Below are 24098 nucleotides of genomic sequence, written 5' to 3' on the forward strand. Positions count from 1 at the left end.
GAGCGCGAACGGATCGGTGGTCCAGGTGCTGCGGATGCTGCCGGCTGCCGCCGGGACACCGGGCGGAGGCTCGGGCTCGCGCGTGCGAGTGGGCGTCGGCGTGGGTGCCGGTTCCGGGGTGCAGGAGGCGAGAAGCACCGAAGCGACACCGGCTCCGGCGCCGAGGAGCAGAGTGCGGCGCGTGATCCTCATCGTGTCGCCACCTTATCCCGAACACCTGCGTGGAGGTGTGGCGCCTCGATGCTCGGCCTCGCCAGGTCAGGCCGAAACGCCGGGTCAGGCCGTCTCGGGGGGAGATCGGCCTGACCCGGCGTGAACGCCTGAAACGGCGACTGCTTGCGCGCAGATGCAGCGTCAGACGGAGAGCAGCTCCCGCTCCAGGCGGGCGAACGACGACTCCATGCCGTCGGCCATGCCGGTGGCGAGGATCATGTCGCGCGTCTCCTTGTCGGGATACTCGATGAGCAGCGTGACGAGAGTCGCGCCGTCCTCCTCATACAGGTTCAGATCGTTGAGCGTCTCGGTGGGCATGCCCTGCATCCGCTCAGTGCTGACCGCCCGGCGCGGGGCGTCGATCAGCAGCGCCTCACCCTCGAAGCCGAACGGCTGCCCCTCGGTGTCGCCGACCGGCGCCCAGGAGTTCCGGTACGACTGGCCCACCTCGGTGGCGGCCACGCACTCCGTCATCTCCCAGCCGTCGGGTCCGAGCATCCACTTGCGGATGAGCTCGGGCTCGAAGTGCGCGCGCCAGACCAGCTCCCGCGGCCCCTCGACCAGGCGGGTGATGCGCACGTGGGTGTCGTCGAGCAGCTCCACCCGTGTGCCCTTGCCCTGCGCGTACTCGCGGAGATCCTGCAGCACCGTGTCGAGCTGCGCCATCGCCATCTTGATGCCTTCGACCTGGCCCATCTCGACGACCTGCTCGAGCGCGTCGACGGAGTCGAAATGGCTCGTGGTCACCATACGGGTGCCCTCGGCGGTGGGCTCGAACGAGAACGACATCCGCTGTGCGGGGAATCCGTCGAGCGGCTTTCCCTCCTCATCGACGAACGAGTCGATGACCTCGAAGCCGTTCGGCGCGTCGATCGATACGAATTCCCACGCACCCGACGACTTCTCGCCGCGCGGACCGTTCATCGAGTAGACGGCACGCCCTCCGACGGTGTGGTCCCAGGCGGTGAAGGTGGCCGGCCATCCGGGAGGACCCCAGAACCGCTCGAGCTGACGCGGGTCGGAGTACGCGCTCCAGACGCGGTCGATGGGGGCCGCGAAATCGGCGACCACGGTCATGGTCAGGTTCTCAGCATCGGTGGTGACGTCGGTGACAGGCATGTTCAGTCTCCTTGTTCGTTCTTCGTGGTGTCGCTGGTGTCGGATGAGCTGGGCCGAGGCGTCTCGGCCAGCAGGTCGTCGAGCCGGGCGATGCGCGACCGCCACAGCTCTTCGTATCGGGCGAGGAGCGCCCTGGCGCGGGCGATCATCTCGGGGTTCGCGCGGACGAGCCGCTCGCGTCCCTCGGCGCGCTTGACGATGAGGTTTGCGGCGTCGAGCACGGCGACGTGCTTCTGCACCGCGGCGAACGACATCTCGTATTCGGAGGCGAGGGTCGAGACCGACTGCTCACGCTCGATCGTCCGGCGCAGGATGTCGCGCCGGGTCGACGTCGCCAGTGCGTGGAAGACACGGTCGACCTCCGCTTCGCTCAGTTCTCTTTGTGCAACCATTTGGTTGTACGTTATGCCCGCGGAGCGGGTGTGTCAAGGGGGCCGCTGTGATTTGCGTCTTTGAATCGGACTGGCCGCTTTACATCGGATTACCCGAGGTTGAATCGGACTGAGTCCGATCTAATAGTGGATTGACGGGAGCTTGACGCCGGCGGTGGTGCGCCTGTTGGCGCACGCGATGGCAATGCGTTTACCGACGCGCTCCGCCTCCCCTCGGATTGACCTTGAAGTCGTTCAGATCAAAGGGGATGGCTCTGGTCGTCAGGCTGATTCCCGAAGGCCACAGTCAACCCCGGGGGAAACCGTGACATCGACGCACTGCCTTCAACTGGCGGGGCCGCTTCTTAGCCTCAGACCGTCACTCACCCATCGTCAAGGATCGACCTAGTTACTCCATCAGGAGCAACCGGTGATCGCAGCTGACGCGTAGGGGAGCTGAATGGCAATGGAGACTATGCCCAAGGCAAACAGGTACGCCGCGATCGCGATCAGTGGGACTGCGCCGGACAGTCCGACCCCTGGCCGCACAAGTTGCCTGATCCGTTCCGGACCGGTCGCATGCAGCGCAGCCGGGTGAGAGGCGAGGGCTGTATCAGGAGAGGGCTTCGCCATTTTGAGTAGGGCCCCTACGAGAGCGGGGGTTCCGACGGCCTGTCGCGCGTGGTTGTCGGCCGCGATCTCGAGATAGTGAGGGATTGCTTCGGCGACTGCTGCGACGAGGGGTACCCATCGCAGGTGGGCAGCGATGCCGTCGACCAGTGAAGAGATCAGGTGGTGGCGCTGCCGCAGGTGAGCATGTTCGTGTTCCAGGACGGCGGCGAGTTCGTTGTGGTCGAGTGAGCGGATGGCGCCCGTGGAGAGGACGATGCCGCCATCACGCAAGGCGAATGTGAGGGCGAAGACTCTCTCGCTATCGATGACGGAGACCTCATGCCCGTCGAGACGGGTACGAACCGATCCGGATCGAACCGCTTCGGCGGTGGCACGCGCTTTACGCGCATTCCGTAGCATCCGTGCGCTCGTGGCTATACCCAAGGACAACGCGACGACCGCTGGTATGACGAGGAAGAGAATCGTCGGAACGAGCGAGCTCGTCGTTGAGTCGAGGAAGGGATTCGCCGCTGCCAAGCAACGCTGACAGACATCCGCAGCCTGCCCGGAAAGCACCACAGGTCCGGACCCGGCCCAGGCAAGCACTGGGCCGATGGCCAGCACGGATCCGATCCAGACGAGCATCCCGCCGACGATCAGTCCGATCGCTATACGAGGGATTCGAACCAGCGCCGGTGCAGCTCGACGCAACAGCCACGGGCCGAACACCGCGAAGGCCGCTCCTCCCACGAGGAGAAGAACGGCGACGGTCAGCGGCATCACGGCCGTCCAGCCTCGTCGCGGCGATCCAGGTAATCACGGAGAAGGTCGAGCTCATTCTCGGGCAGTGAATCGACGAACTGCAGGATTGATGACACGCGGTCGTGCGTCCCTGCCAGTACCTGCTCGATGAGGCCCGCTGCATGCTCCTGCCTGCTCACGCGGGCGGCATATCGAGTCGACCGGTCTTGTCTTGTGATGACCAGCAGACCCTTCCGATCAAGGTTCCCCAGCACGGTCGCGATCGTGGTGTACGCAGGGTCAGTGGGGAGTCCGTCGATGACATCTCGGACTGTGGCCGGGCCGCGCTCCCAGAGCACATCCATCACCTGCGACTCGAGCGCACCGAGCCGCAACACCTCGCGGGGTCCATCTGCTGGACTTCTCATGCCGCCACCCGTGCCCGACGTCGCGATACCGGGCATGCCACCTGACCGCGCAGCCGCGCAACGAGCGCAATTCCCGTCGCGACGAGCGCAACGACGGCAAGCACAGGCTGAAAGGGCGCGAACCATGCAATGGCTCCCGAATACCCCAACGCGAGAAGCGCAAGCTTGTTGCAGACCGGGCATCCCACCGCGAACCACGTCAGCAGTCCGCCGGCCACACCGAGTCGTCCACTCCGACGATCGCTGCGATCAGCAGCGGCCTCTTCTAGAGCGGGATTCGCTGCACCGGCCGATGAGTCACCCTTCACGTACGTGCCAACGAGCATCCCCGACATGGCCGCCGTGAGAAGCAGGACAGGCCAGTTCCACCACACCGGCGGGATATCGCGAGCGAACACATCGTTGGGAATCAGAACGGTGACGAACCCGATCACGAGAACGACCGGTACCGCCGTGATTACCGAGGCCAGGACCTGCCGCGGCCCCCAGCCTCGAAGCGCCTGCGCAGCGAGTGTCAGGCTCTCCCGCTGCCCCCGGAAGAAGTCACTGACGGCGCGCTGCATGGAACCATCATCACACGAGGTCGACTATCTTGCATAGTCGACTATCTTGCATAGTCGACTATGTTGGATAGTCGACTGCCCACTCAGCCTGCGACCAGGAGGTCCACACATGACGAACGCACAGACGCCCCGGCCGTGGCCAGCCTGGGTGGTGCCGGTGGGGGTTCTTGCCCTCGTGGGCATCCTCATCGCGCTCGTGCTCTCGCTTGTCACTCCTTCTGAGAGTGGTTCCGAGGAGTCGAGTGGCCCCACCGTGGTGGAGAACCCGGCGGGGCCTGACCTTTCTGCGGCGGAGAGCCGTGACGAGAGCGATCTCCTCGCAGCTGGTCCAGCTGATGCTCCCGTGGTCCTGGTAATGTTCTCCGACTATCAGTGCCCGTTCTGTGCACTGTGGAGCGAGAACACATTGCCGGCGATGATGGAACACGCGGAAAATGGCGACCTGCGGATCGAAGTGAGGGATGTCAACGTCTTCGGCCCTGCCTCCGAGCGCGCCGCACGCGCCTCCTATGCAGCCGCCCTGCAGGGATCGTTCTGGGAGTATCACCACGCTCTCTTCGCAGACGGACACCACCGCACAGAGGCCAACCTCAGCGAAGAGGCGCTCATCGCTCTCGCCGGCGACGTGGGCTTGGACACGGAGAAGTTCGCGGCTGATCTGAACGCCCCTGCGACAGCGGAGGTGATTGCGAAGAATCAGAATTTCGGGCTCGAGTTGGGCGCGACGTCGACGCCGATGTTCGTGCTGGGGGGAAAGCCGATCATCGGCGCGCAGCCGACCGAGGTTTTCGAAGACGCGTTCCAAGCCGCACTGGAATCGGCGCGCTGAGGCCGCCGTGGAGATCGGATTCGTTGCCGCGTTCGTCGGAGGAGTGCTTGCGCTCCTGAGCCCGTGTGCGGCACTGCTGATGCCCGCCTTCTTCGCGTCGACGATCGGCACCGGTTCTCGACTCGCACTCCACGGTGCAATCTTCTACGGAGGCCTGCTCGTCATTCTCGTCCCGCTGGGGGTCGGGGCCGGAGCACTGGGAGCGCTCTTCGTATCGCATCGTCAGGTGGTCGTTCTCGTGTCATCTGTGGTGCTTGTCGCCCTGGGTATCGCACAGACTCTAGGCTTCGGATTCGACCCTGCCCGCCTCCTCCCCGCAGGTGCAGATCTCCACGCTCGCGCCGCTTCCAAATCGGGCATCGCGAAGACCGCGATCCTCGGCGCAGCCAGCGGCATCGCCGGCTTCTGCGCCGGCCCGATTCTGGGCGCCGTTCTGACCCTGGCGGCGACCCGCGGCAACGCCGTGGCCGCCGGAGCGCTCCTGGCTGTCTACGGCGCGGGGATGGTCGTTCCGCTGCTGCTGATCGCCGCACTGTGGCAGAAGCTCGGGACTCGCGGGAGACAGGCGCTTCGCGGCCGCACCTTCACATTTCTCGGTCGCGAGTGGCACACGACGTCAGTGATCACCGGCCTGCTCGTCACCGGCGTCGGCATCCTCTTCTGGGTGACGAACGGCCTGGTAGGTGCACCTGAACTCGTTCCCGTCGAGGCTCAAGCCTGGTTGCAGGCGAACGCGAGCATGTTGGCGAACCCGCTCGTCGACATCACTCTCATCCTCATCATCGCTGCCCTCATCCTCGCCCTGTGGAGCCGTCGCCGTAAGCGTCTCCCCGCCCCCACAAGGGATCCGAAATGACCGACAACACCAGCTCCATGTACCCCATGGGGTATATCAAGATTGCCTGGTCGCACGGCCCGTCGGAGACGAAGGAGGAGACGATGGCTCGAAAAATCCCCGAGACGAACGACCCTCACGACGACTCCGGATCGGAGGCGATCGCCGCGCACGCGCGGTCAGGCCACCTCGACATGAACGACCCAGTGATTCGCCGCGAAGCGAATCGAGCGATGCGGCAAGAAACCCGATCCCACCTGTGGGGCGACACTGCTCACCGGAAGGGGGTGCGGAGGGCGCTCTTCATTGCGCTCCTCGTCCTCGCGGTGTGGATCGCGGCACTGTTCACACCGGTCCTTCTCGGGATCACGTGACACCGCGGCCTCCGCAACGCCCCAGACATCGCACGATCACAGAAAGCGAGCCAACCATGACGGACGCAGATTCTTCTGACGCACAGACGTTCTGGGAGGCCCGATACGCGAGTTCGGAAGCCGTGTGGTCAGGGCGTGTGAATACGGTCGTCCGAGAGGTCGCCGAGTCCCTGGAACCCGGATCAGCTCTCGATCTCGGCTGCGGCGAAGGCGGCGATGCCGTGTGGTTGGCATCCCGCGGGTGGCTGACGGTGGGCGTAGACCTCTCTGACACTGCCGCGGAGAGAGCTCGCACCGCCGCGGCGAGTGTCGGCCTGGGCGCCAACGCTGTCAGTTTCGTCGCAGCCGACTTGAGCGAGTGGACGACCACGCAGACGTTCGATTTCGTCACATCGGCGTTTCTTCACTCCTGGCCGGTGAAGATCCCGAGGTCGGACATCGTGAGACGCAGCAAGGACTTCGTGGCGCCGGGCGGCTCGCTTCTTGTCGTGGCTCACGCAGCGCCGCCTCCCTGGGCAGACGCCGCATCCGCTTCCTCTGTGAGCTTCCCGACCCCGGAAAGCGATCTCGCGACCATGGAGCTCCCCGACGGTTGGCACGTCGACCGCTGCGAACTCCACGAGCGCGAGGCGATCGGGCCGGATGGGCGCCGAGCGACGCTCATCGACAGTGTCGTCCTGGTGCGCCGCCCGAGCTGATCGAGAGGAGTCGTCTACGCGTTACGAGGTCGAGCACATGCCGCACGGAATGCAGGGCCCCGCATCGGCAGTTTCGCCAACGGTCCGAGCAGGCAGAAATCGAACACAGCTGACGCGAGGAAGAGCAGACCCGGGGCAAGCAGAAGCAGCCACCACTGGCCCGCGATCACACCGACCGCGCTCAGAGCAACACCGAGGATGCCCCGCACCCAGCGGCCAGCGGTCGATCCAAGAAAAGCGATAACAGGCATGACACCCCTCCGATTCCATACCCCCGTGGGTATATAGCTGAGAGTAGCGCACATCATGAACCGCAGGGTGGCAACTTCTGTCGAGAATCTGCAGCAGGGATCACCGCACGGTCGACACGGCAGGGATCAGCGATGAACCGCCGCCTGACTTGGACCTGCGTAGCAGTCGCCGCCGTGCTGGTGTTGACGGGATGCACGAGCGAGCCGCTGGGAGCGTCCGCCGGGGAGGTCACGGCCGCGAGTGACACCGTCGTGTTCGATCGGTCCCCCACCCGGTTCGGCGATGGTCTTGTGGCCGTCCGCTATCCGAGCCCACAGTCAGCGGAACTCACCTTCGTCGTGACAGACGGAGAACAGCAGTGGGAAGCACGCACGAACCCTGCCTGCACGGGGTTCGCTGTCACGCGAGTCGATGGGGAAGACCTGCTCGTCATCCTCGATTCCGACGCAGCCTTGCACGACGGTGTCATCGCCACAGAGACCACGGCGACGGCGTTTCGCGACGACGGGGCCGTGGCGTGGGGGCCGGTGAGCGTGAACGGTGGGATGTCCGACCTCGGCCTGATCACAGTCGAGATGCTGGGTGGCGCTCTGACCGATGAGCCGGCATCGGGGACGGCACTCTCACCGCGCACAGGCGAGGCGATTGATCTGCCCGACACCGAACGACCGGCGTACGCGCGCGGAGGACTCCTGGCCTCGAACACGCCGACGGGAGTGGCCGTGCGGGATGCGGCAGCTGACGGAGCTCCTCTGCTGTGGAAGTCCGAGCCCGAAGCACCGCCCGGGACAAGTGGTCCGGCGCGCGTCGCGGCAGACTCGACGATCCCTGCGGGCGACGTGCTCGTCCTCGAGTGGCCGACGGCCGACGGCGTCCAGTTCACGGTCCACCGCTTCGACGACGGCACACTCCTTGCGACTCTCCCTGGCACACCTGCTGCGAGAACCCTCTCCACGCCAGCTGAGGACACGGTCTTCTTCACCACAGACACACCAACCAGGCGGACTGTGATCGCAGTCTCTCCGTCTCTGGGAGAGCTCTGGCAGCAGGAGGTTCCGTCAGCCAGTCAGCCCGTGTCGGCCACCACGGACAGCGTCTGGTTCACCGCCTCGAGCGGATACATCAGACGGGATGTCGATGCCGCAGCATTCGTCGATGACCCCGGCCCCGCGCCCGCACTCGCGCTGCGCTCGGGTGCCGTTCTCATGGCGACGACGCAGGCGACCGAGTTCGCGCTTGCACCGCCACCTTGACAGGCATACCCCTGGGGGTATGCTGGGGTGAGGTTTTCGAAGGGAATGTCATGCTGTTGGAACGCTTCTATGATGAGGATCTCGCTCAGGCCAGCTATCTGATCGGCTGCCAGGCCACGGGGGACGCCGTCGTGGTCGATCCGCGACGGGATATCGGGATCTATCTCGATGCGGTGAAGAAGCACGGGCTGCGCATCACAGCCGTGACGGAGACCCACATTCACGCGGACTACCTCTCCGGGACGCGCGAACTGGCGCACGCAACCGGCGCTGATATCTTCGTCTCCGGCGAGGGTGGGGCCGACTGGGAGTATGGCTTCCCCGCGAACCGCCTGCACGACGAAGACATCATCACGGTGGGGAACATCCGGGTGCAGGCACGGCATACGCCCGGGCACACCCCTGAACACCTTGTCTTCCTGGTCACCGACGGTGCGTTCGCTGACGAACCGGGATATGTGCTGTCCGGTGACTTCGTCTTCGTCGGTGATCTCGGGCGACCCGATCTCCTGGACGAAGCCGCCGGCGGGGTGGACACCCGATTCCAGGGTGCGCTGGATCTGTTCGACAGCCTGCGCACGGTCTTCCTCGCACTTCCTGATCACGTGCAGGTTCATCCTGCGCACGGTGCGGGAAGTGCGTGCGGGAAGGCGCTCGGCGCCATTGCGTCGACGACCGTGGGCTACGAACGGCTTCACGCCTGGTGGGGGCCGTATCTTGCCGCCGGCGACAGGGACGGATTCGTCGCAGAGCTTCTGGATGGGCAGCCTGATGCGCATGCATACTTCGCGCGGATGAAGCGGGAGAATCGGGATGGCCCCTCGGTCCTCGGACCGCTCTCCGACCTGGTCGAACTCGACGCGAACCGCGCGGCGGGTGCCGTCGATGCCGATGACGTCGTATTCGTCGACACCCGCACCCCTGACGCCGTGAGGGCGGGCTCCGTGCCGGGCGCATTGGCGATCCCGGCCGTGGGTAAGACGGCGGCATGGGGCGCGTGGGCGGTGGATCCCGAACGCGAAAAGCGCCCACTGCTGCTCTTCGTCCACGACGGGCCGCAGGCCATCGAAGTTCGCGATCACCTCATCCGGGTCGGGATCGACTCGTACGCGGGGTTCGTCACCTCGCTCGGCGACCTTCCCACGGTGCCCTCGGACACGATCGCTCCAGAGTCGGTGGCAAACCTCGAGGACGCGTTTGTTCTCGATGTCCGACAGGCGAGCGAGTATGCCGACGGGCATGTCCCCGGTGCGACCCGGATCGGGGCCGGGCGGGTGCTGTGGGACAGTGATGAGCTTCCCGCGGATCGGACGATCGTCACCTATTGTCAGAGCGGTGCCCGCAACATCGTCGCCAGCCAGGCGCTGCGTCGAGCGGGGATCCCGGTCGTCGAGCTCGAAGGCAGCTACCTCGGGTGGGTGCGCGCCGGCCAGCCGGTGGAGACACCCGTAGCCTCCTGATCCTCCATCAGTCGTGAAAGAAGCGTGAACATGAACGAGATCTCTGTAGACGAGCTTGCCGCCATCCCTTCCGCAGTCGTCATCGATGTGCGCGAACCGGATGAGTACGGGGACGGCCACGTGCCGGGTGCCCGCAACATCCCTCTCGGCGAGGTGAGAGATCACAGTGCCGAGATAGACACGACGGGTGCCGTCTATGTGATCTGCCAATCCGGGCGTCGAAGCGCCAGAGCGTGTGAGGCGCTGGCGTCCGCCGGCATCCGGGCAGTGAACGTCGCTGGGGGCACGTCGGCCTGGATCGAGTCGGGCCGGTCGGTGCAATCGTGAGCGAGCAGCACATGCTTCTGATCCACGCCTTCGGCTCTGACCCCGGGGTGATCACCGGCGCACTGCGAGTTGCTCGCAATGCGAGCCACGGACTTCCGGAAGCACGCATCCGCGTGGTGGTGCAGGGGCCGGCCGTTGCGGGACTTGTCAGCGGCGCAGGTTTCGACGAGGACCTCGCCGACACTCTCCGAGGCATGATCGACGTCGCGGCATGCGGCAACAGCATGGAACGTGAACGTATCGAGCAGGACCAGCTGACGGAGGGCGTCACCGTCGTGCCATCGGCCGTCATCCACCTTGCGGAGCAGCAATGGACGGGCGCCGCCTACGTGCGCGTCTGAGGTGATCTTCCTCGTCATCGCCCTCGGCGTCGTCGTGGGCGCCGTCATGGGACTGGTCGGCGCCGGCGGCGGAATCATCTCCGTGCCCGCGCTCGTCGGCCTGGTCGGAGTCCCGGTCGCCGACGCCATGACCGCATCTCTCGTCATGGCGATCGCCTCCGCATCCACCGCAGTAGTGCCGCGCCTTCGCGGCGGCGTTGATTGGCCGGTCGCGGCGGCCGTGAGCGCGGCGGGCATTCCGGCAGCACTCGTGGGTACCGCCGTGAACGCCCTGCTCCCGCAATCGCTGCTCTTGATCGGATTCGGCGCGCTCATGCTCGTCGCGGGCGTGCGGATGCTCCGACCGATCCCCGACAATGCATCCCAGGGAGAACGACAGCCGCGCTGGCTCATCCACGCGATCCTGATCGGTTTGGGCGTGGGCATGCTCACGGGTCTGTTGGGCGTCGGCGGGGGGTTCGTCATCGTTCCCGCGCTGGCCCTCCTCTTGCACCTCCCGATGAAGCTCGCGATCGGTACCTCGCTCGTCGTGACGGTCGCGAACTCGCTGGCCGGTGCCGCCGCACACGCAAGCATCGGCGGCATCGACGTTCCCCTCACCGTGGCCTTCACCATCCCCGCGATGATCGCATCGCTCTTGGGTGCACGTCTGGCGGCCAAGCTCCCGGGCAAGGGACTGCAGATCGGCTTCGCCGTGCTCGTGCTCGTCATCGCGGTCGTCACCCTCGTCACGACCATCATCCCTCTGACCTGAATGCCGTCAGTCCGTCAGCACTGAATGCTTCGAGCCCCGCGGCGGGGGCGTATAGGTGCACGTGTCCCCGGCGCACAGCTCCGGCTTGCGGCGCGAAAAGCGTCGCGCCAGAGCGCACCCCGCGCAGAACCCGAACGCCGTCTCCAGATACAGGAGAAGCAGGCATCCGCCACAGATCGCCTGAGCGACCACCGCGGGAAGCCCAAGCCAGCCGAGACTGACGCATCCCACCAATGCCATACCCAATCCGAGGCTCCACGCCAGCACCTTCGAGCGAGCCTCAACCCATTCCGGACGTTGCGCACGGGTGAGCAGAGTGCCCAGCAGCAGAGTCGGGGTGTATGCCGTTCCGACGACGAGCCGGATCAGCATCTCCACCGCGAAGACCATGCCGAAGGCGCGCATCGGCTGCAAGTCCCCGGTCGCCAACGCCCACATCCACGCAGCAAAGCCGCCAAGGAACAGGATGCCGGCCGATGCTCGGACGGCACGCTCGTTCACAACCGGCACATCCACTCCGGTCACCCACTGTCCGATCGTCGGGCGTTCAGGCATCTCAGAGGAGGAGGGCATGAAGACATAATACCCTGGGGGGTATAGTACGATTGTCGATGATCCCGAAAGAAGGAGACAGAGATGTGCGCGAGAGTGACGTGCGACGTGTGCGGCAAGGCCACATGGGAGGGCTGCGGGCAGCACGTGGAAGAAGCGCTCCACGGGGTTCCCGTGGAACAGCGCTGCCCCGGTCACCTCGACACGGCAGCGTGACCGAATGAGCACCACAACGGTGACCGGCACTGCACTGCGCGAAGTGATCGAGGGCACCGATATCGTGATTCTCGACTTCTGGGCCGCCTGGTGCGGCCCGTGCCGCGCCTTCGCGCCCGTGTTCGAATCCGCATCGAGCGCGCACCCGGACATCACGTTCGGCAAGGTGGATACCGAAGCCGAACAGGAGCTCGCAGCCGCGTTCAACATCCGCTCGATTCCTACCCTGATGGTGTTCCGCAGCGGGATCATCGTTTTCTCGCAACCAGGGGCGCTCAACGAGGCTCAACTCGACCAGGTCATCACTGCCGTCCGCGGGCTGGATATGGATGATGTGCGTCGGCAGCTGGACGAGTCCTCCGCGGGCGGATCGGAATGACAGTCCTCACCGACCCGCTTCCGGCCGGCAGAGCGGACTCTGGCGCTCAGCGGCGCGTGGTGCACCGCTTGCGACGCGCGCGGGGGCAACTGGACGCGGTGATCGCCGCGGTCGAAGCCGACGCGGGGTGTCGGGATGTCGTCATCCAGCTGGCAGCGGTGACGAGCGCGTTGAACCGTGCGGGCTTCGTGATCGTCGCCGACGCTTTGAAAGAGTGCCTCTCCGTGGATGACGCGGACAAGGAACCGACCGATATGACCACGGAAGAGATCGAAAAGCTCTTCCTGATGCTCTCGTAGCAACGATTGAAGGAGACCCCATGTGCTACCAAGTGACCTGCAAGAAGTGCGGCAAGGCGACGTGGAAGGGGTGCGGCCAGCACGTCGATCAGGTGATGCGCGGCATCCCTCGGTCGCAGCGCTGCGACGGACACGCCAACGAACCGTCGACGGGGTTCTTCGCCCGACTGTTCAACCGGTAGGCGCGGTCGTTCACGCGAGGGTGAGGAACAGCTTCTCCAACTCGTCCGGTGTCAGCGACTCGCTCTCCGGGTCGGCCACGCAATTGCGCATCGCGGATGCGACGATCGCATACCCGGCACGATCCAGCGCCTTCGATACTGCGGCGAGCTGAATGACGATGTCGCGGCATTCACCACCAGACTCCACGGCGGTGATCACCGCAGCGAGCTGTCCCTGAGCACGACGCAGACGGTTGACGATTTTCCGCTGCTGCGCAGCTCGAGCGGCTCCGGCCTCCTCGGGCATGACGGTGTCCTCGGAAACGCTGGCTTCCATGGTCTCGATCATTCGGGCACCCCTTGCTTCTCACGTCCCTGATGGACGACGCCCTTTCAGTATCCCACGAGTCCGCATACCCAGGTGGGTATGCGGACTCTCGGGGACTATAGTTGCGCGGTGTGCGCATGAGTATCCCCAGCCCTGATCCGAACTGGGCCCAGTTCGCCATCGGCCCCCTCACCATCCACACCTATGCCCTGTGCATCATCACGGGAATGATCGTGGCGGTGATCCTCACCCAGCGTCGACTCGCCCGTCGAGGCGCGGAGCCGGGCGTGGTCATCGATATCGCCTTGTGGGCGGTGCCGCTGGGGATCATCGGCGCCCGGTTCTACCATGTCTTCACCCACGTCGGCGACTACTTCTATCCCGGTGCGAATCTCGCAGACATCTTCGCGATCTGGGATGGTGGCAACGCCCTCTACGGGTCCTTGATCGGCGGCGCGCTCGGCGCGTGGATCGGCTGCCGACGAGCCGGAATCCGCCTCTGGTCGTTCGCCGACGCACTGGCACCCGGCCTGCTCATCGCTCAAGCGATCGGCCGTATCGGCAACTACTTCAACCACGAACTCTTCGGCCTCCCGACTGTCCTGCCCTGGGGACTCGAGATCGAATCCACGAACGCGAAATTCCCCGAAGGTCTCGCCGACGGGACTCTCTTCCATCCGCTGTTCCTCTACGAGATTCTCTGGAACCTCGCCGGTGTCGCGATCATCCTGCTCCTCGAGCGCAGAATCGCCCTCCGATGGGGTCGCACGTTCGCGCTCTATCTCATCTGGTACGGCCTCGGCCGCAGCTGGTTGGAAGCCATCCGCATCGACCCGACCAGCGACGGCTTCTGGGGCATTCCCGCCAACGTCTGGGCGTCGTTCGTCGCCGTCGCACTCGGCGTGGCGCTGTTCGTGATCCAGTCGATCCGTCATCGCGAGCTCGAGACGAGCATCTACCGACTTGCGCGAGAAACCGATTCCGGCGAATCGACTCCGTCACCTCGCCGGTCAGTCAGCAACGCGAGTGTGGAGGAACGCGAAGCCAGCTGACCAGCGGTTCTGGGCCGCTCCGAGGGATTAGCAACAGCTCGGCGGCACCGTGAGCGTGGCCTACTGGCGCTGTTGTTCGCCAGGTGCCGTGGTGGCGAACTCCGCCGCCTCAGGGTGGTTCAGGTCGAAGGCGGGCCGCTCGCTGCGGATGCGCGGGATCGACGTGAAGTTGTGACGCGGCGGCGGGCACGACGTCGCCCACTCCAGCGATGAACCGTAACCCCACGGGTCGTTCACCGTGACCTTCGGCGCCCGGCGGGCCGTGATCCATACATTCAGGAAGAACGGGATCATCGACGCACCGAGGATCATCGCGCCAATGGTGGAGACCTGGTTTTGCCAGGTCCAGCCGTCTGCGGCGGAGTAGTCCGCGTAGCGTCGCACCATGCCGTCGACGCCCAGCCAGTGCTGGATGAGGAAGGTCATGTGGAAGCCGATGAACAGCATCCAGAAGTGCACGTATCCGAGACGCTCGTTGAGCATGCGTCCCGTCCACTTCGGCCACCAGAAGTAGAAGCCCGCGAACATCGCGAACACCACGGTGCCGAACACCACGTAGTGGAAGTGCGCGACCACGAAGTAGGTGTCAGAGACGTGGAAATCGAGCGGCGGGGCCGCCAGAATGACACCCGTCAGACCACCGAAGACGAAAGAGACCAAGAATCCGAGGGCGAACACCATCGGAGTCTCGAAGGTCACGGACCCTCGCCACATCGTTCCGATCCAGTTGAAGATCTTCACACCCGTCGGCACCGCGATGAGCATCGACATGAGTGCGAAGAAGGGCAGCAGCACGGATCCGGTGACGTACATGTGGTGCGCCCACACCGCCACGGACAGGGCCGCGATCGCGATCGTCGCATAGACCAAGGTCTTGTACCCGAAGATCGGCTTACGGCTGAACACCGGGAAGATCTCGGACACGACGCCGAAGAACGGCAACGCGATGATGTACACCTCGGGGTNNAACCAGAACAGGTGCTGCCACAGCAGGACCCCACCGTTCGCCGGGTCGAAGATGTGCGCACCGAGGACTCGATCGGCCGCTGCGGCGGAGAGAGCGGCCGCGATCACCGGGAACGTTGGACTTCGACACAGCTGGGCGTGGATCGCTGCGCCGGAACCATCACTTTCGGCATGCCCTTCGTTGCGCGCGTGAGGCCTCGAACCAGGTCGATCCGTCGCTCTAGAGCTGTCCGAGCAGTTGCACGAACTCGTCGGCCATGGCGAGCTGCTCCGTGAGCTTCTGACGACGCTGGTCGGCGCCGTCGCGGATGTCGTCGATCCGGGCGCGCAGCGCGACATCGCTCGGGTCGACGGTGAGGGCGTCGACGACGTCGAGGAGTTCACGCATCTCGTCGAGGGTGTATCCCAGCGGCTTCATCCTGCGGATGATGAGGATGCGTTCGACGTCCTTCTCGGTGTAGAGCCGGAACCCACCCTCCGTGCGTGCGGACGGTTGCACGAGCCCCACGTCGTCCCAGTGTCGAAGCGAGCGGAACGAGAGCGCTGTGCGCTCGGCCACCTCGCCTATCCGCATCGTCTTGACGTTCGGGTGTTCGTCTTCCATTGCATTCCCCAAAACACTCACGTAACGTTAGAGTCTAGATGCGGCGCGGTTCTCGCGCCTGCTCCCCTCATCTTCCCGCGTCGGCCTGACCGGCGCCTGCGCACTGCTGCGCTCCTCATCGTTTCCCGCGCTCTCACGAGAGAGCCCAACACTCCGGAGGGCACATGACTGCCGTCACCCCCGCCCGCGACTCCGCGGCGCGTTACCGCATCGAACCCGCCGTCATGCAGGCGCTGCGCAGCCCGCGCCTGCTCACCCGGGAAGTCCTCGCCGGCCTCGTCGTCGCACTCGCTTTGATTCCCGAGGCGATCGCGTTCTCGATCATCGCGGGCGTCGACCCCCGCGTCGGCCTGTTCTCATCCTTCATCATGGCCGTCGCGATCGCCTTCCTCGGCGGACGCCCTGCCATGATCACCGCCGCCACCGGAGCGATCGCGCTCGTCATCGCGCCGGTGGCCCGCGAGTACGGCATGGACTACTTCATCGCCACGGTGCTCCTCGGCGGTCTCATCCAGATCGTCCTCGCGTTGCTCGGCGTCGCGAAGCTCATGCGGTTCATCCCGCGCTCGGTGATGGTCGGATTCGTGAACGCTCTGGCGATCCTGATCTTCACCTCGCAGTTCCCGCAGTTGATCGGGGTTCCTTGGCTGGTCTACCCGCTCGTCGCGGTGGGTCTGCTGGTGATGTATCTCATGCCGCGGATCACGAAGGTCATCCCGGCGCCACTCGTCGCCATCGTGCTGCTCACCGCGGCAGTCGTGGTCTTCGCCTGGAATGTCCCGAACGTCGGCGATCAGGGAAAACTCCCCGAGAGCCTTCCCGAGCTGTTCATCCCGAACGTGCCGCTCACCTTCGAGACGCTGCAGATCATCGCTCCCTACGCGCTGGCTATGGCCGTGGTCGGCCTGCTCGAGTCGCTCATGACCGCGAAGCTCGTCGACGACATCACCGACACCCACTCCCGCAAGACCCGCGAAGCGCTCGGCCAGGGAGCTGCGAACGTTCTCTCCGGCGCGTTCGGCGGCATGGGTGGCTGCGCAATGATCGGCCAGACGATGATCAACGTCAAAGCCTCCGGTGCACGCACCCGGATCTCGACCTTCCTCGCCGGTGTCTTTCTGCTGGTCCTCGTGCTCGCGCTCGGTGACGTGGTGGCGATCATCCCCATGGCAGCACTCGTCGCCGTCATGATCCTCGTCTCGATCGCGACCTTCGACTGGCACAGCATCCGCCTGAGCACGCTCAAGCGCATGCCGAAGAGTGAGACGGCGGTCATGCTCATCACCGTCATCGCCACAGTCTGGACCCACAACCTCGCCGTCGGCGTCATCCTCGGAGTCATCGCCGCGATGATCATGTTCGCTCGACGGGTCGCCCACTTCGTCAGTGTCACCCGCACCCTCAGCGACGACGGCGCCAAAGCGCATTACGCCGTCGACGGAGAACTCTTCTTCGCCTCCAGCAACGACCTCACCACCCAGTTCGAGTACGCCGACGACCCCGACACCGTGATCATCGACATGAGCCGTTCACACGTCTGGGACGCCTCCACCGTCGCGGCCCTCGACGCGATCGTCACCAAGTACGAGAACCACGGAAGGAACGTCACCATCGAAGGACTCAACGACACCGCAGCAGCCTTCCACGGCCGCCTCACCGGCAACCTCGGCGCCGGCCACTGAGTCACGATTCATGCAGAAAGAAGGGGCGGCCTCAAGGCCGCCCCTTCTCCGTTATCCACTGAAGAGCAACCGATCCTCGGACCTCAAGCTCGGCATCGAGCGAGACTTGGTCCTCCAGCGCGCCGAAACTGTCTGTCGAAACCGGCTTCCGGTGCACGTTTGCGGCACCCCTCGCAGAACAGAATACGAAATCACGCCGGAAACGATCGTTTGCGGCGCGTAGTGACGCCCTGGTGCCGGCCATGTTCAGCCGGCGAGGGTGACTCCGCAATAGGCGATGGTGGCGACGAGGAGGGTGGAGAGCGCGGCGAGGGCGAAGGGCTTGAGGCCCACCTTGATGAGGTTCCGAATCTTGACGCCGCAGCCGAGTCCGAACATCGCTGCAGCCAGCAACCCTGTCTGCAGCAGCCCGCCGGTCGTCAGCACGAAGTCCGGCAGAGGGATAAAGGAACGCAGGAGCACCATGGCGATGAACCCGATGATGAACAGCGGGACGATGGGCGGCAGCTTCGAACTCGACCTCTGTTGACTGGGTTCGCCTGCCGTACGGCTGAGACGGCGCTGCCGGATGCTAAGGATGGCCACGACAGGGGCGAGCAGCAGCACTCGGGCGAGTTTGACGATGACCGCGACCGTGAGCGCTCCGCCACCGATGATGCCTCCAGCGGCGACGACTTGCGCGATTTCATGGATGGAACCCCCTGCCCACATCCCGGCCGTCTCGGAGCCCAGGCCAAGCAGGTCCGTGATCAGTGGGACGAGGGGAATCATCAGCGTTCCGAAGATCACCACGAGGGCGACCGCGGTGATGGTGTCTTCCTCGGCCTCGTCGTCCGGATCGGTGACCCCTGCCGCGCCCGCCACGGCTGCCGCGCCGCAGATGGAGAATCCGCAGGCGATTAGCAGCGAGAGCCCGGATGGAACCCGTAGCAGCTTCCCCAGGAGAACGGTGCCGAACAGTCCGCCGGCGACAATGCACACGATGACGACCAGCATCGGGGCTCCGAGTTCGAGGATGTCTGTCAGTACCAGTTGGAGTCCGAGGAAGACGATGCCGGCGCGCAGGAGCTTTTTCGCGGAGAAGTCTATGCCGTCGGAGGCTGCCGCTGGCAGCCGGACGACGTTGGCCAGGAGTACGCCAAGCACGATCGCGATAATGAGCGGGCTGACTCCCGGCAGCAGCAGGCTGACCCCGTACGATGCTCCGGCCGCGGCGAGGCAGAGGACAAGCCCGGGCAGCAGCGCGCGGACTCGGGCAAGCAGCGTGTGTTCCGGTCGGGCGGTCGCAACGTCCTGGGCATGGGTCATGCATCCATCATTTCCTCGGACCGCTCGTGCGAGTAGAGGCAGATACCGTCCGCCATACAAGTTATGCTTGTGCTTGGGAGGCGGAAGATGCGCAACGGGCCGGACTTGGAGGCACTGCGAGCCTTGGCGCTCGTCGTGAAGGAAAGCAGCATGTCGGCGGCAAGCACGCAGTTGGGCGTGAGTCAGCAGGCGGTGTCTCTGCGCATCCGGAAACTGGAAAAAGATTTGCGCGTGCGACTCCTGGTGCGTTCTGCACGGGGTTCGCGATTGACTCCGGCGGGCGAGCTGATTGTCGGCTGGGGAACAACGCTGCTGACGGCGGCCGATGAGTTCTCGGATGCTGTCGATTCGCTCCGCACGGATCGCGGGAAGATGATGCGCATCGCCGCGAGCCTCACGATCGCAGAACACCTCCTACCGGAATGGATCGCCCGGTGGCGCATCTCTCACGGCGATGACGGCCCGGTCGTTCAGCTCACAGCCGCCAACAGCAGCACGGTCGTCGAGGCCATACGCGAGGGAACCGCAGACCTCGGGCTCATCGAGACCCCTGTCGTTCCCGCCGGCCTCCGGTCAGTCACTGTTGCTTACGACACCATCGAAGTCGTTGTGCAGCACGGTCACCGGTGGGCGAAGACCCGCCAGGTGTCCGTTCGTGAACTGGCGGCCACTGGGTTGGTGCTCCGCGAGACCGGCAGCGGCACCCGACGAGCGCTCGAGAACGCCCTCGCCGTGGCGGGCTTTCCACTCGCAGCCGAGCCCGCAGCCGTGCTGACGACCACGCTCGGCGTTCGCAGCGCGATTATGGCCGGCATCGCCCCCGGCGCGCTGAGCTCCCTCGCAGTGTCCGAGGACACCCGTGCCGGCCGACTCGTCCGAGTTCGGATCAACAATCTCCAGATCACCCGCCCGCTCACCGCCATCTGGGCGGGGACGGCTCCGCCGCCTCATGTACGGGACTTCCTGGATGTCATCGCCCGAACTGACCGGTAACGATCGATTTCGGCGCGGTCTGTCGCCGTGAAGCATCGGGGTCAGTCTTTGGACTCATCACCGCCACGGATCATAAGGAACCCTCCGGCGATCGCGGCAGCGAAGATCACGATGTCGGCAATGTTCCCGATGAACCAGTTCCCGTAGGCGAGGAAGTCAACGACGTGCCCCTGGGCGAATCCCGGATCCCGGAAGAGGCGGTCGCCTGCATGTGAGGCGGCAGCTCCACCGAGCGCGCCGACGATGACCGCCCACCCCAGGCGGCGAATCCGGAACGCGAACACGATCGCTGTGACGGTGGCTGCGACAGCGAGCAACGCGAACACCCAGGTGAAGCCCTCCCCGAACGAGAATGCCGCACCGGGGTTGTACGCGAGTTGCAGGCCAAGCAGGTCACCGATCAGCGGGATGCGCTCGCGCTCGGTGAGGGTCGCTTCGGCCCACGCTTTCGTCCCCTGATCGATCAGAACGACGACCAGCGCGATCAGGAGCGCTCCGCCGGTGAGCTGCCAACGCCGCGCGGACGGCAGCTGTCGCGCAACAGACGGCTGAGATTCTGCCTCGGACGATGTCATGCGAGGACCTCGATCAAGCGGACGATGACGCCGGATTCGATCAGGATGAACAGCCCAAGACCGATGAACACGGCCGGTACGAGCCAGTGCTCGACGCGCTCCAGTCCCTCGGTGACGGCCTTGTTGGTGCCGATCAGCCGCCCGGCGGCGCACCATACGGCGACGAGGATGAGGAACACGACGATCATGACGGCGACGTCGCCTGGCGTGCTGGTGCGGAAGATCGGCGTGTACAGGGAGATGTTGTCCGCACCGTTGGCGATCGTGATTCCCGCGACCCCCCATAGTCCGACCGCGGTGATCTTCGAGTCGTCATCATCGTCATCGCTGTTACGGCGCAGGCCGCGAATGAGCGTCCAGATGCCGATGCCGAGCGGGATCAGGCCGAGGAAGCCGACCCATTCGTCCGGGACGATGGTGAGGCCGAGCGCAGCGATCACACTGATTACGACGAGGGTGATGAAGCCGAGGTATTGACCTGCAACGATCTGCCATGGCCGGGGTTTTCCTCGGCTGGAGGCGAGGAACAGCACGGTGAGGACGACAACGTCGTCGATGTTGGTCGCGGCGAACAGGCCGATCGCTGACCCGATGGTGGCGAGCATCAGCTGGCCACCCGTGGTGTGCGGGTGCGGGCGGCACGTAGGCCGTTGAGGATCACGATGACCTCTGCGACCTCGTGCACCATGACGACGGCCGCGAGCCCAAGCACCCCGAAGAGTGCGAGCGGAAGCAGTGCGGTGATGATCAGCAGCGACAGGATGATGTTCTGGTTGATGATCCGGCGGCCCCGGCGGGCGTGGTCAAACGCCCGTGGGATGAGGCGGAGATCGTGACCGGTGAAGGCCACATCCGCGGATTCGATCGCCGCATCGGAGCCCGTGGCGCCCATAGCGATACCGACGTCCGCACCAGCAAGGGCTGGGGCATCGTTGATGCCGTCGCCGATCATTGCGACCGGCCCCGCCTTCGACAGCTCTCGAATCGCGGTCGCCTTGTCCTCAGGGCGCAGCTCGGCGCGCACGTCACTGATCCCGGCCTGCGCAGCCAGCGCATGAGCCGTGCGGGCGTTGTCGCCGGTGAGCATCGTCACACCAACGCCCTGACCTGTGAGTGTCCGGACGACCTCGGGGACTTCAGTGCGCAACTCGTCACGAACGCCGATCGCGGCGACCGGTGACCCGTCACAGTGGACGATCACGACGGTCATGCCCTGCTCCTCGAGAGCTACGACCCGGTTGCCGAGCTCGCCAGCGTCAAGCCAACGAGGACTTCCGACAGTGATTTTCGATCCGTCCGCGGTGCCGTCAATGCCATGGCCGGCCTGCTCGGTCACGTCTGCAGCTGCCGGAGTGCCCGGAGCGGCGGCGGTGATCGCGGCGGCGAGAGGATGCGTGCTGTGCTGCTCCAACGCGGCCGCCCAGGCCAGCGCCTGAGCCTCCGTCACACCATTGGTGGTGAGCACGGCGGTGACGGCGGGCTCGTTGCGGGTAAGGGTGCCGGTCTTGTCGACGGCGACGTGACGTACTGTGCCGAAGCGCTCGAAGACAGCGCCAGACTTGATGATCACGCCGAACTTACTTGCCGCACCGATCGCGGCGACGACCGTCAGCGGCACCGAAATTGCCAGTGCACACGGAGACGCCGCGACCAGCACAACGAGCGCGCGGGTTATCCATACCTCTGGATCTCCCAGCAGCGACCCGATGATCGCGACGAGCGCTGCGAGGATCAGCACACCGGGCACGAGCGGGCGGGCGATCTTGTCCGCGAGACGTGCACGCTCGCCCTTCTCGGTCTGCGCCTTCTCGACCAGCTCCACGATCGTGGTGAGCGAGTTGTCGGTGCCCGCAGCGGTCGTTTCGACCTCCAGCGCGCCGGCGCTGTTGATCGCACCGGCCGACACCGCATCGCTGGGCTCGACCTCGACGGGGATCGACTCCCCGGTGATCGCCGAGGTGTCCAGGCTGGAGCGGCCAGAACGGACGATCCCGTCGGTTGCGATCCGCTCGCCGGGACGGACCACCATGACCTGGCCGACCGTCAGCTCTCTCGCGGGCACCTGCGCAGAGACGCCGTTCTGCAGCACGGTCGCTGTCTCCGGCACGAGCTTCAGCAGCGCCCTCAGCCCGCCCCGGGCACGGTCCATCGCTTTGTCCTCGAGCGCCTCAGCAATCGAGTACAAGAACGCCAGAGCCGCAGCCTCCTCCACGTAGCCGAGGATGACCGCGCCGATCGCGCTGATCGTCATCAGCAGCCCGATACCGAGCTTGCCCTTGAACAGTTTCCGGATCGCGCCGGGCGTGAACGTCGACGCACCGAGGAGCAGACCGGCCCAGAACAACACCAGCGCCGGGATCTCGAGGCCGGACCATTCAAGGATCAGACCGGCCAGGAATGCGACACCGGAGAAGACCGGCACCATGATCCCACGGTCCCTCCACCAGGGCCGCACAACCTCTTCGGTCTCATCCTCCGCCGCAGTGGCAGGCTGGGCAGGCTCGTGCTCGCAGCCACACGCCGCGCTCACGCGTCCGCCCCCGTCCCACAGCAGCCAGCCACCGTGCACGCAGAGTCCACGCACGGCGCGTGCTCATCGACCGCCAGCGTCACGTCCACGAGCGCGACGAGCGCAGCCGTAAGATGCGGGTCGGCGATCTCGTAACGAGTCTGGCGACCCTCCGGCTCGGCAACGACAATCCCGCAGTCACGCAGGCAGGTGAGATGGTTCGACACGTTCGAACGCGTCAGCTCCAGCTCACGAGAGAGCACAGCCGGGTAGCTCGGTCCACCGAGCAGAGACATTAGGATTCGGGAACGCGTGGGATCGGCCATGGCCCGGCCGAGCCGGTTCATGACATCGAGGCGTGAGGAAATAGTCAGCACACACTGAACTATACAGTGATTGATGACCTATTGGAACGGCTTCACCCCAGGCGACATCTCTGGGGCCTGGGTGTAAGTACATCCGGCTCACACCCCACCGAATACGCCTACCGAAACCCGCTTACGGCGCACGTTTCTGGCATTCGATCTGGTGTGCCTTCACTCACCGCGCCGCAAACGATCGTTTTCGGTGAGCGCAGCAGGGCTGGCTTCATGGTTGCGCCACGGTTCCGGAATGAAGATCGCTCGATTGTGTTGCATACCCCCAGGGGGTATCATTGTGCGTATGAACGGCTACGACGACAACAAGGCGGATCTGCGCAAGCGGCTGAGCCGTGTTGAGGGTCAGGTGCGCGGGATCGCACGAATGGTTGATGAGGACAAGTACTGCATCGACATCCTCACGCAGGTCTCTGCGGCGACGAAGGCCCTGGAGACGGTGGCGTTGTCGCTGCTCAGTGATCATCTGAGCCACTGCGTCGCCGAAGCGAGTGCGGAGGGCGGCGAAGTTGCGGCCGAGAAAGTCCGTGAGGCCAACGAAGCGATCGCCCGCCTAGTTCGTTCATGACCACACGTCTGTCTAGTTGAAGGAGAACACCATGTCTGATCGCATCGAGCTCGGGCTGAAGGACGCGAACGCTGGTTGCGCATGCTGCGCTGCGCCATCGAACACGGAGAAATCTGCGCCTGTTGATGCTGCGGTGACAGCCGAGGTACTTGTTGACGGGATGACGTGCTCGCATTGTGCATCGAGCGTCACTGAGGAGCTGAGCGCTGTCGACGGCGTCGAGTCCGTCACCGTGGATCTCAACGCGGGTGGCACCTCCCGGGTAACTATCCACAGCGCTGCCCCGGTTGATTCGGCTGCTGTGAAGGCTGCGGTGGAAGAGGCCGGCTACGCCCTCGCGACCAGCGACGCCTGAGTCG

29 protein-coding genes and 3 pseudogenes are annotated in these 24098 nt (G+C 65.1%); 17 read left to right on the plus strand and 15 right to left on the minus strand.

Features of this window, described 5'->3' with window-relative positions; translation table 11 throughout:
• The 6 genes and pseudogenes from B2869_RS10055 to B2869_RS10080 form a co-directional block, all read right to left on the minus strand.
• Positions 1–192 (minus strand): annotated as a pseudogene (locus B2869_RS10055) (hypothetical protein); the annotation flags it as partial.
• Positions 193–354: 162 nt separating this feature from the next.
• Complete coding sequence (locus B2869_RS10060) at positions 355–1332, minus strand: SRPBCC family protein (protein ID WP_292765856.1); 978 nt, start codon at positions 1330–1332, stop codon at positions 355–357.
• Between the two features lie 2 nt (positions 1333–1334).
• On the minus strand, positions 1335–1724 hold the full coding sequence (locus B2869_RS10065; RefSeq protein ID WP_292765859.1) for an ArsR/SmtB family transcription factor: 390 nt from the start codon (positions 1722–1724) through the stop codon (positions 1335–1337).
• Positions 1725–2120: 396 nt separating this feature from the next.
• Entirely contained in the window at positions 2121–3095 is a 975-nt protein-coding gene (locus B2869_RS10070; protein WP_275093824.1) for a M56 family metallopeptidase, read from the minus strand.
• Complete coding sequence (locus tag B2869_RS10075) at positions 3095–3520, minus strand: BlaI/MecI/CopY family transcriptional regulator (RefSeq protein WP_318391114.1); 426 nt, start codon at positions 3518–3520, stop codon at positions 3095–3097. Before B2869_RS10075 ends, B2869_RS10070 begins: the two co-directional genes overlap by 1 nt.
• The gene (locus tag B2869_RS10080; protein ID WP_275093383.1) at positions 3481–4047 is read right to left on the minus strand and encodes a hypothetical protein; all 567 of its coding nucleotides are present in this window, start codon (positions 4045–4047) and stop codon (positions 3481–3483) included. The genes B2869_RS10075 and B2869_RS10080 overlap by 40 nt, the downstream gene beginning before the upstream one ends.
• Before the next feature lie 175 nt (positions 4048–4222).
• Here B2869_RS10080 and B2869_RS10085 point away from each other — a divergent pair, with 175 nt between their 5' ends.
• From B2869_RS10085 to B2869_RS10130, 10 genes and pseudogenes are all read left to right on the plus strand, one after another.
• Complete coding sequence (locus B2869_RS10085; RefSeq protein ID WP_292765864.1) at positions 4223–4876, plus strand: DsbA family protein; 654 nt, start codon at positions 4223–4225, stop codon at positions 4874–4876.
• Between the two features lie 7 nt (positions 4877–4883).
• On the plus strand, positions 4884–5732 hold the full coding sequence (locus B2869_RS10090; RefSeq protein WP_275093382.1) for a cytochrome c biogenesis CcdA family protein: 849 nt from the start codon (positions 4884–4886) through the stop codon (positions 5730–5732).
• Positions 5729–6085 carry a hypothetical protein gene (locus B2869_RS10095; RefSeq protein WP_275093381.1) on the plus strand — a complete coding sequence of 119 codons (357 nt, stop codon included), beginning with the start codon at positions 5729–5731 and terminating at the stop codon, positions 6083–6085. The genes B2869_RS10090 and B2869_RS10095 overlap by 4 nt, the downstream gene beginning before the upstream one ends.
• 56 nt (positions 6086–6141) lie before the next feature.
• Positions 6142–6597: pseudogene (locus B2869_RS10100) on the plus strand (class I SAM-dependent methyltransferase); the annotation flags it as partial.
• A gap of 27 nt (positions 6598–6624) precedes the next feature.
• The gene (locus tag B2869_RS10105; RefSeq protein WP_292766037.1) at positions 6625–6783 is read left to right on the plus strand and encodes a hypothetical protein; all 159 of its coding nucleotides are present in this window, start codon (positions 6625–6627) and stop codon (positions 6781–6783) included.
• A 383-nt stretch (positions 6784–7166) separates the two neighbouring features.
• Positions 7167–8288, plus strand: a complete 1122-nt coding sequence (locus tag B2869_RS10110) for a hypothetical protein (RefSeq protein ID WP_275093379.1) — start codon at positions 7167–7169, stop codon at positions 8286–8288.
• A gap of 50 nt (positions 8289–8338) precedes the next feature.
• Complete coding sequence (locus B2869_RS10115; protein ID WP_275093378.1) at positions 8339–9748, plus strand: MBL fold metallo-hydrolase; 1410 nt, start codon at positions 8339–8341, stop codon at positions 9746–9748.
• 30 nt (positions 9749–9778) lie between these two features.
• Entirely contained in the window at positions 9779–10075 is a 297-nt protein-coding gene (locus B2869_RS10120) for a rhodanese-like domain-containing protein (protein ID WP_275093377.1), read from the plus strand.
• Positions 10072–10416 carry a DsrE family protein gene (locus B2869_RS10125; RefSeq protein ID WP_292765870.1) on the plus strand — a complete coding sequence of 115 codons (345 nt, stop codon included), beginning with the start codon at positions 10072–10074 and terminating at the stop codon, positions 10414–10416. Before B2869_RS10120 ends, B2869_RS10125 begins: the two co-directional genes overlap by 4 nt.
• A gap of 1 nt (position 10417) precedes the next feature.
• Positions 10418–11170 (plus strand): sulfite exporter TauE/SafE family protein, encoded by a 753-nt coding sequence (locus B2869_RS10130; RefSeq protein ID WP_275093375.1) that lies wholly within the window; start codon positions 10418–10420, stop codon positions 11168–11170.
• 6 nt (positions 11171–11176) lie between these two features.
• Here B2869_RS10130 and B2869_RS10135 read toward each other — a convergent pair whose 3' ends face one another.
• Positions 11177–11743 carry a DUF4395 family protein gene (locus B2869_RS10135; protein ID WP_275093374.1) on the minus strand — a complete coding sequence of 189 codons (567 nt, stop codon included), beginning with the start codon at positions 11741–11743 and terminating at the stop codon, positions 11177–11179.
• A 199-nt stretch (positions 11744–11942) separates the two neighbouring features.
• Between B2869_RS10135 and trxA the strand changes: the two genes are divergently transcribed.
• A complete protein-coding gene (gene trxA, locus B2869_RS10140; RefSeq protein WP_275093373.1) occupies positions 11943–12317 on the plus strand; it encodes a thioredoxin in 375 nt (124 codons plus the stop codon).
• The gene (locus tag B2869_RS10145; RefSeq protein ID WP_275093372.1) at positions 12314–12616 is read left to right on the plus strand and encodes a metal-sensitive transcriptional regulator; all 303 of its coding nucleotides are present in this window, start codon (positions 12314–12316) and stop codon (positions 12614–12616) included. The genes trxA and B2869_RS10145 overlap by 4 nt, the downstream gene beginning before the upstream one ends.
• A gap of 192 nt (positions 12617–12808) precedes the next feature.
• Here the strand turns inward: B2869_RS10145 and B2869_RS10150 are convergent, their stop codons facing one another.
• Positions 12809–13114: a metal-sensitive transcriptional regulator gene (locus B2869_RS10150; RefSeq protein ID WP_373695387.1), complete on the minus strand. Its 306-nt coding sequence runs from the start codon at positions 13112–13114 to the stop codon at positions 12809–12811.
• Positions 13115–13242: 128 nt separating this feature from the next.
• On the opposite strand from B2869_RS10150, the gene lgt reads away from it, so the two are divergent.
• Entirely contained in the window at positions 13243–14157 is a 915-nt protein-coding gene (lgt, locus tag B2869_RS10155) for a prolipoprotein diacylglyceryl transferase (protein ID WP_275093371.1), read from the plus strand.
• Positions 14158–14217: 60 nt separating this feature from the next.
• Here the strand turns inward: lgt and B2869_RS10160 are convergent.
• Together B2869_RS10160 and B2869_RS10165 are read right to left on the minus strand one after the other, a co-directional pair.
• Positions 14218–15237: pseudogene (locus tag B2869_RS10160) on the minus strand (cytochrome c oxidase subunit I); the annotation flags it as partial.
• A 106-nt stretch (positions 15238–15343) separates the two neighbouring features.
• A complete protein-coding gene (locus tag B2869_RS10165) occupies positions 15344–15727 on the minus strand; it encodes a MerR family transcriptional regulator (protein ID WP_275093370.1) in 384 nt (127 codons plus the stop codon).
• A gap of 164 nt (positions 15728–15891) precedes the next feature.
• Between B2869_RS10165 and B2869_RS10170 the strand changes: the two genes are divergently transcribed.
• Complete coding sequence (locus tag B2869_RS10170; protein ID WP_292765877.1) at positions 15892–17409, plus strand: SulP family inorganic anion transporter; 1518 nt, start codon at positions 15892–15894, stop codon at positions 17407–17409.
• A gap of 246 nt (positions 17410–17655) precedes the next feature.
• On the opposite strand, the gene B2869_RS10175 is transcribed toward B2869_RS10170, so the two are convergent.
• On the minus strand, positions 17656–18717 hold the full coding sequence (locus B2869_RS10175) for a YeiH family protein (protein ID WP_196383414.1): 1062 nt from the start codon (positions 18715–18717) through the stop codon (positions 17656–17658).
• 87 nt (positions 18718–18804) lie between these two features.
• Here B2869_RS10175 and B2869_RS10180 point away from each other — a divergent pair, with 87 nt between their 5' ends.
• Positions 18805–19710: a LysR family transcriptional regulator gene (locus B2869_RS10180; protein WP_016996892.1), complete on the plus strand. Its 906-nt coding sequence runs from the start codon at positions 18805–18807 to the stop codon at positions 19708–19710.
• Between the two features lie 41 nt (positions 19711–19751).
• Here B2869_RS10180 and B2869_RS10185 read toward each other — a convergent pair whose 3' ends face one another.
• Genes B2869_RS10185 through cmtR form a run of 4 tightly spaced genes read right to left on the minus strand, consistent with a single transcriptional unit; the run spans position 19752 to position 23171 of the window.
• The gene (locus B2869_RS10185; protein WP_141880416.1) at positions 19752–20285 is read right to left on the minus strand and encodes a signal peptidase II; all 534 of its coding nucleotides are present in this window, start codon (positions 20283–20285) and stop codon (positions 19752–19754) included.
• Positions 20282–20890, minus strand: a complete 609-nt coding sequence (locus B2869_RS10190; protein ID WP_275093368.1) for a cadmium resistance transporter — start codon at positions 20888–20890, stop codon at positions 20282–20284. The genes B2869_RS10185 and B2869_RS10190 overlap by 4 nt, the downstream gene beginning before the upstream one ends.
• Positions 20890–22815 (minus strand): heavy metal translocating P-type ATPase, encoded by a 1926-nt coding sequence (locus B2869_RS10195; RefSeq protein ID WP_275093822.1) that lies wholly within the window; start codon positions 22813–22815, stop codon positions 20890–20892. Before B2869_RS10195 ends, B2869_RS10190 begins: the two co-directional genes overlap by 1 nt.
• Positions 22812–23171, minus strand: coding sequence for a Cd(II)/Pb(II)-sensing metalloregulatory transcriptional regulator CmtR (cmtR, locus tag B2869_RS10200; RefSeq protein WP_036275916.1), 360 nt, complete (start codon positions 23169–23171; stop codon positions 22812–22814). The genes B2869_RS10195 and cmtR overlap by 4 nt, the downstream gene beginning before the upstream one ends.
• A gap of 286 nt (positions 23172–23457) precedes the next feature.
• Here cmtR and B2869_RS10205 point away from each other — a divergent pair, with 286 nt between their 5' ends.
• Both B2869_RS10205 and B2869_RS10210 read left to right on the plus strand, forming a co-directional pair.
• Entirely contained in the window at positions 23458–23739 is a 282-nt protein-coding gene (locus tag B2869_RS10205) for a metal-sensitive transcriptional regulator (RefSeq protein WP_275093367.1), read from the plus strand.
• 31 nt (positions 23740–23770) lie between these two features.
• Positions 23771–24094, plus strand: a complete 324-nt coding sequence (locus tag B2869_RS10210) for a heavy-metal-associated domain-containing protein (RefSeq protein ID WP_275093366.1) — start codon at positions 23771–23773, stop codon at positions 24092–24094.
• Positions 24095–24098: the final 4 nt, after the last annotated feature.

Source organism: Microbacterium sp. UBA3486 (assembly GCF_002377845.1).
In the GTDB taxonomy this organism is placed as follows: Bacteria; Actinomycetota; Actinomycetes; order Actinomycetales; family Microbacteriaceae; genus Microbacterium; species Microbacterium maritypicum_A.

Excerpts from the sequence above, each read along its gene's own strand:
- B2869_RS10060 (WP_292765856.1), bottom strand. The coding sequence starts at position 1,332 with ATGCCTGTCACCGACGTCACCACCGATGCTGAGAACCTGACCATGACC.
- B2869_RS10065 (WP_292765859.1), bottom strand. The coding sequence starts at position 1,724 with ATGGTTGCACAAAGAGAACTGAGCGAAGCGGAGGTCGACCGTGTCTTC.
- B2869_RS10070 (WP_275093824.1), bottom strand. The coding sequence starts at position 3,095 with ATGCCGCTGACCGTCGCCGTTCTTCTCCTCGTGGGAGGAGCGGCCTTC.
- B2869_RS10075 (WP_318391114.1), bottom strand. The coding sequence starts at position 3,520 with ATGCCCGGTATCGCGACGTCGGGCACGGGTGGCGGCATGAGAAGTCCA.
- B2869_RS10080 (WP_275093383.1), bottom strand. The coding sequence starts at position 4,047 with ATGCAGCGCGCCGTCAGTGACTTCTTCCGGGGGCAGCGGGAGAGCCTG.
- B2869_RS10095 (WP_275093381.1), top strand. The coding sequence starts at position 5,729 with ATGACCGACAACACCAGCTCCATGTACCCCATGGGGTATATCAAGATT.
- B2869_RS10110 (WP_275093379.1), top strand. The coding sequence starts at position 7,167 with ATGAACCGCCGCCTGACTTGGACCTGCGTAGCAGTCGCCGCCGTGCTG.
- B2869_RS10115 (WP_275093378.1), top strand. The coding sequence starts at position 8,339 with ATGCTGTTGGAACGCTTCTATGATGAGGATCTCGCTCAGGCCAGCTAT.
- B2869_RS10120 (WP_275093377.1), top strand. The coding sequence starts at position 9,779 with ATGAACGAGATCTCTGTAGACGAGCTTGCCGCCATCCCTTCCGCAGTC.
- B2869_RS10135 (WP_275093374.1), bottom strand. The coding sequence starts at position 11,743 with ATGCCCTCCTCCTCTGAGATGCCTGAACGCCCGACGATCGGACAGTGG.
- trxA (WP_275093373.1), top strand. The coding sequence starts at position 11,943 with ATGAGCACCACAACGGTGACCGGCACTGCACTGCGCGAAGTGATCGAG.
- B2869_RS10145 (WP_275093372.1), top strand. The coding sequence starts at position 12,314 with ATGACAGTCCTCACCGACCCGCTTCCGGCCGGCAGAGCGGACTCTGGC.
- B2869_RS10150 (WP_373695387.1), bottom strand. The coding sequence starts at position 13,114 with ATGGAAGCCAGCGTTTCCGAGGACACCGTCATGCCCGAGGAGGCCGGA.
- lgt (WP_275093371.1), top strand. The coding sequence starts at position 13,243 with ATGAGTATCCCCAGCCCTGATCCGAACTGGGCCCAGTTCGCCATCGGC.
- B2869_RS10165 (WP_275093370.1), bottom strand. The coding sequence starts at position 15,727 with ATGGAAGACGAACACCCGAACGTCAAGACGATGCGGATAGGCGAGGTG.
- B2869_RS10170 (WP_292765877.1), top strand. The coding sequence starts at position 15,892 with ATGACTGCCGTCACCCCCGCCCGCGACTCCGCGGCGCGTTACCGCATC.
- B2869_RS10175 (WP_196383414.1), bottom strand. The coding sequence starts at position 18,717 with ATGACCCATGCCCAGGACGTTGCGACCGCCCGACCGGAACACACGCTG.
- B2869_RS10180 (WP_016996892.1), top strand. The coding sequence starts at position 18,805 with ATGCGCAACGGGCCGGACTTGGAGGCACTGCGAGCCTTGGCGCTCGTC.
- B2869_RS10185 (WP_141880416.1), bottom strand. The coding sequence starts at position 20,285 with ATGACATCGTCCGAGGCAGAATCTCAGCCGTCTGTTGCGCGACAGCTG.
- B2869_RS10190 (WP_275093368.1), bottom strand. The coding sequence starts at position 20,890 with ATGCTCGCCACCATCGGGTCAGCGATCGGCCTGTTCGCCGCGACCAAC.
- B2869_RS10205 (WP_275093367.1), top strand. The coding sequence starts at position 23,458 with ATGAACGGCTACGACGACAACAAGGCGGATCTGCGCAAGCGGCTGAGC.
- B2869_RS10210 (WP_275093366.1), top strand. The coding sequence starts at position 23,771 with ATGTCTGATCGCATCGAGCTCGGGCTGAAGGACGCGAACGCTGGTTGC.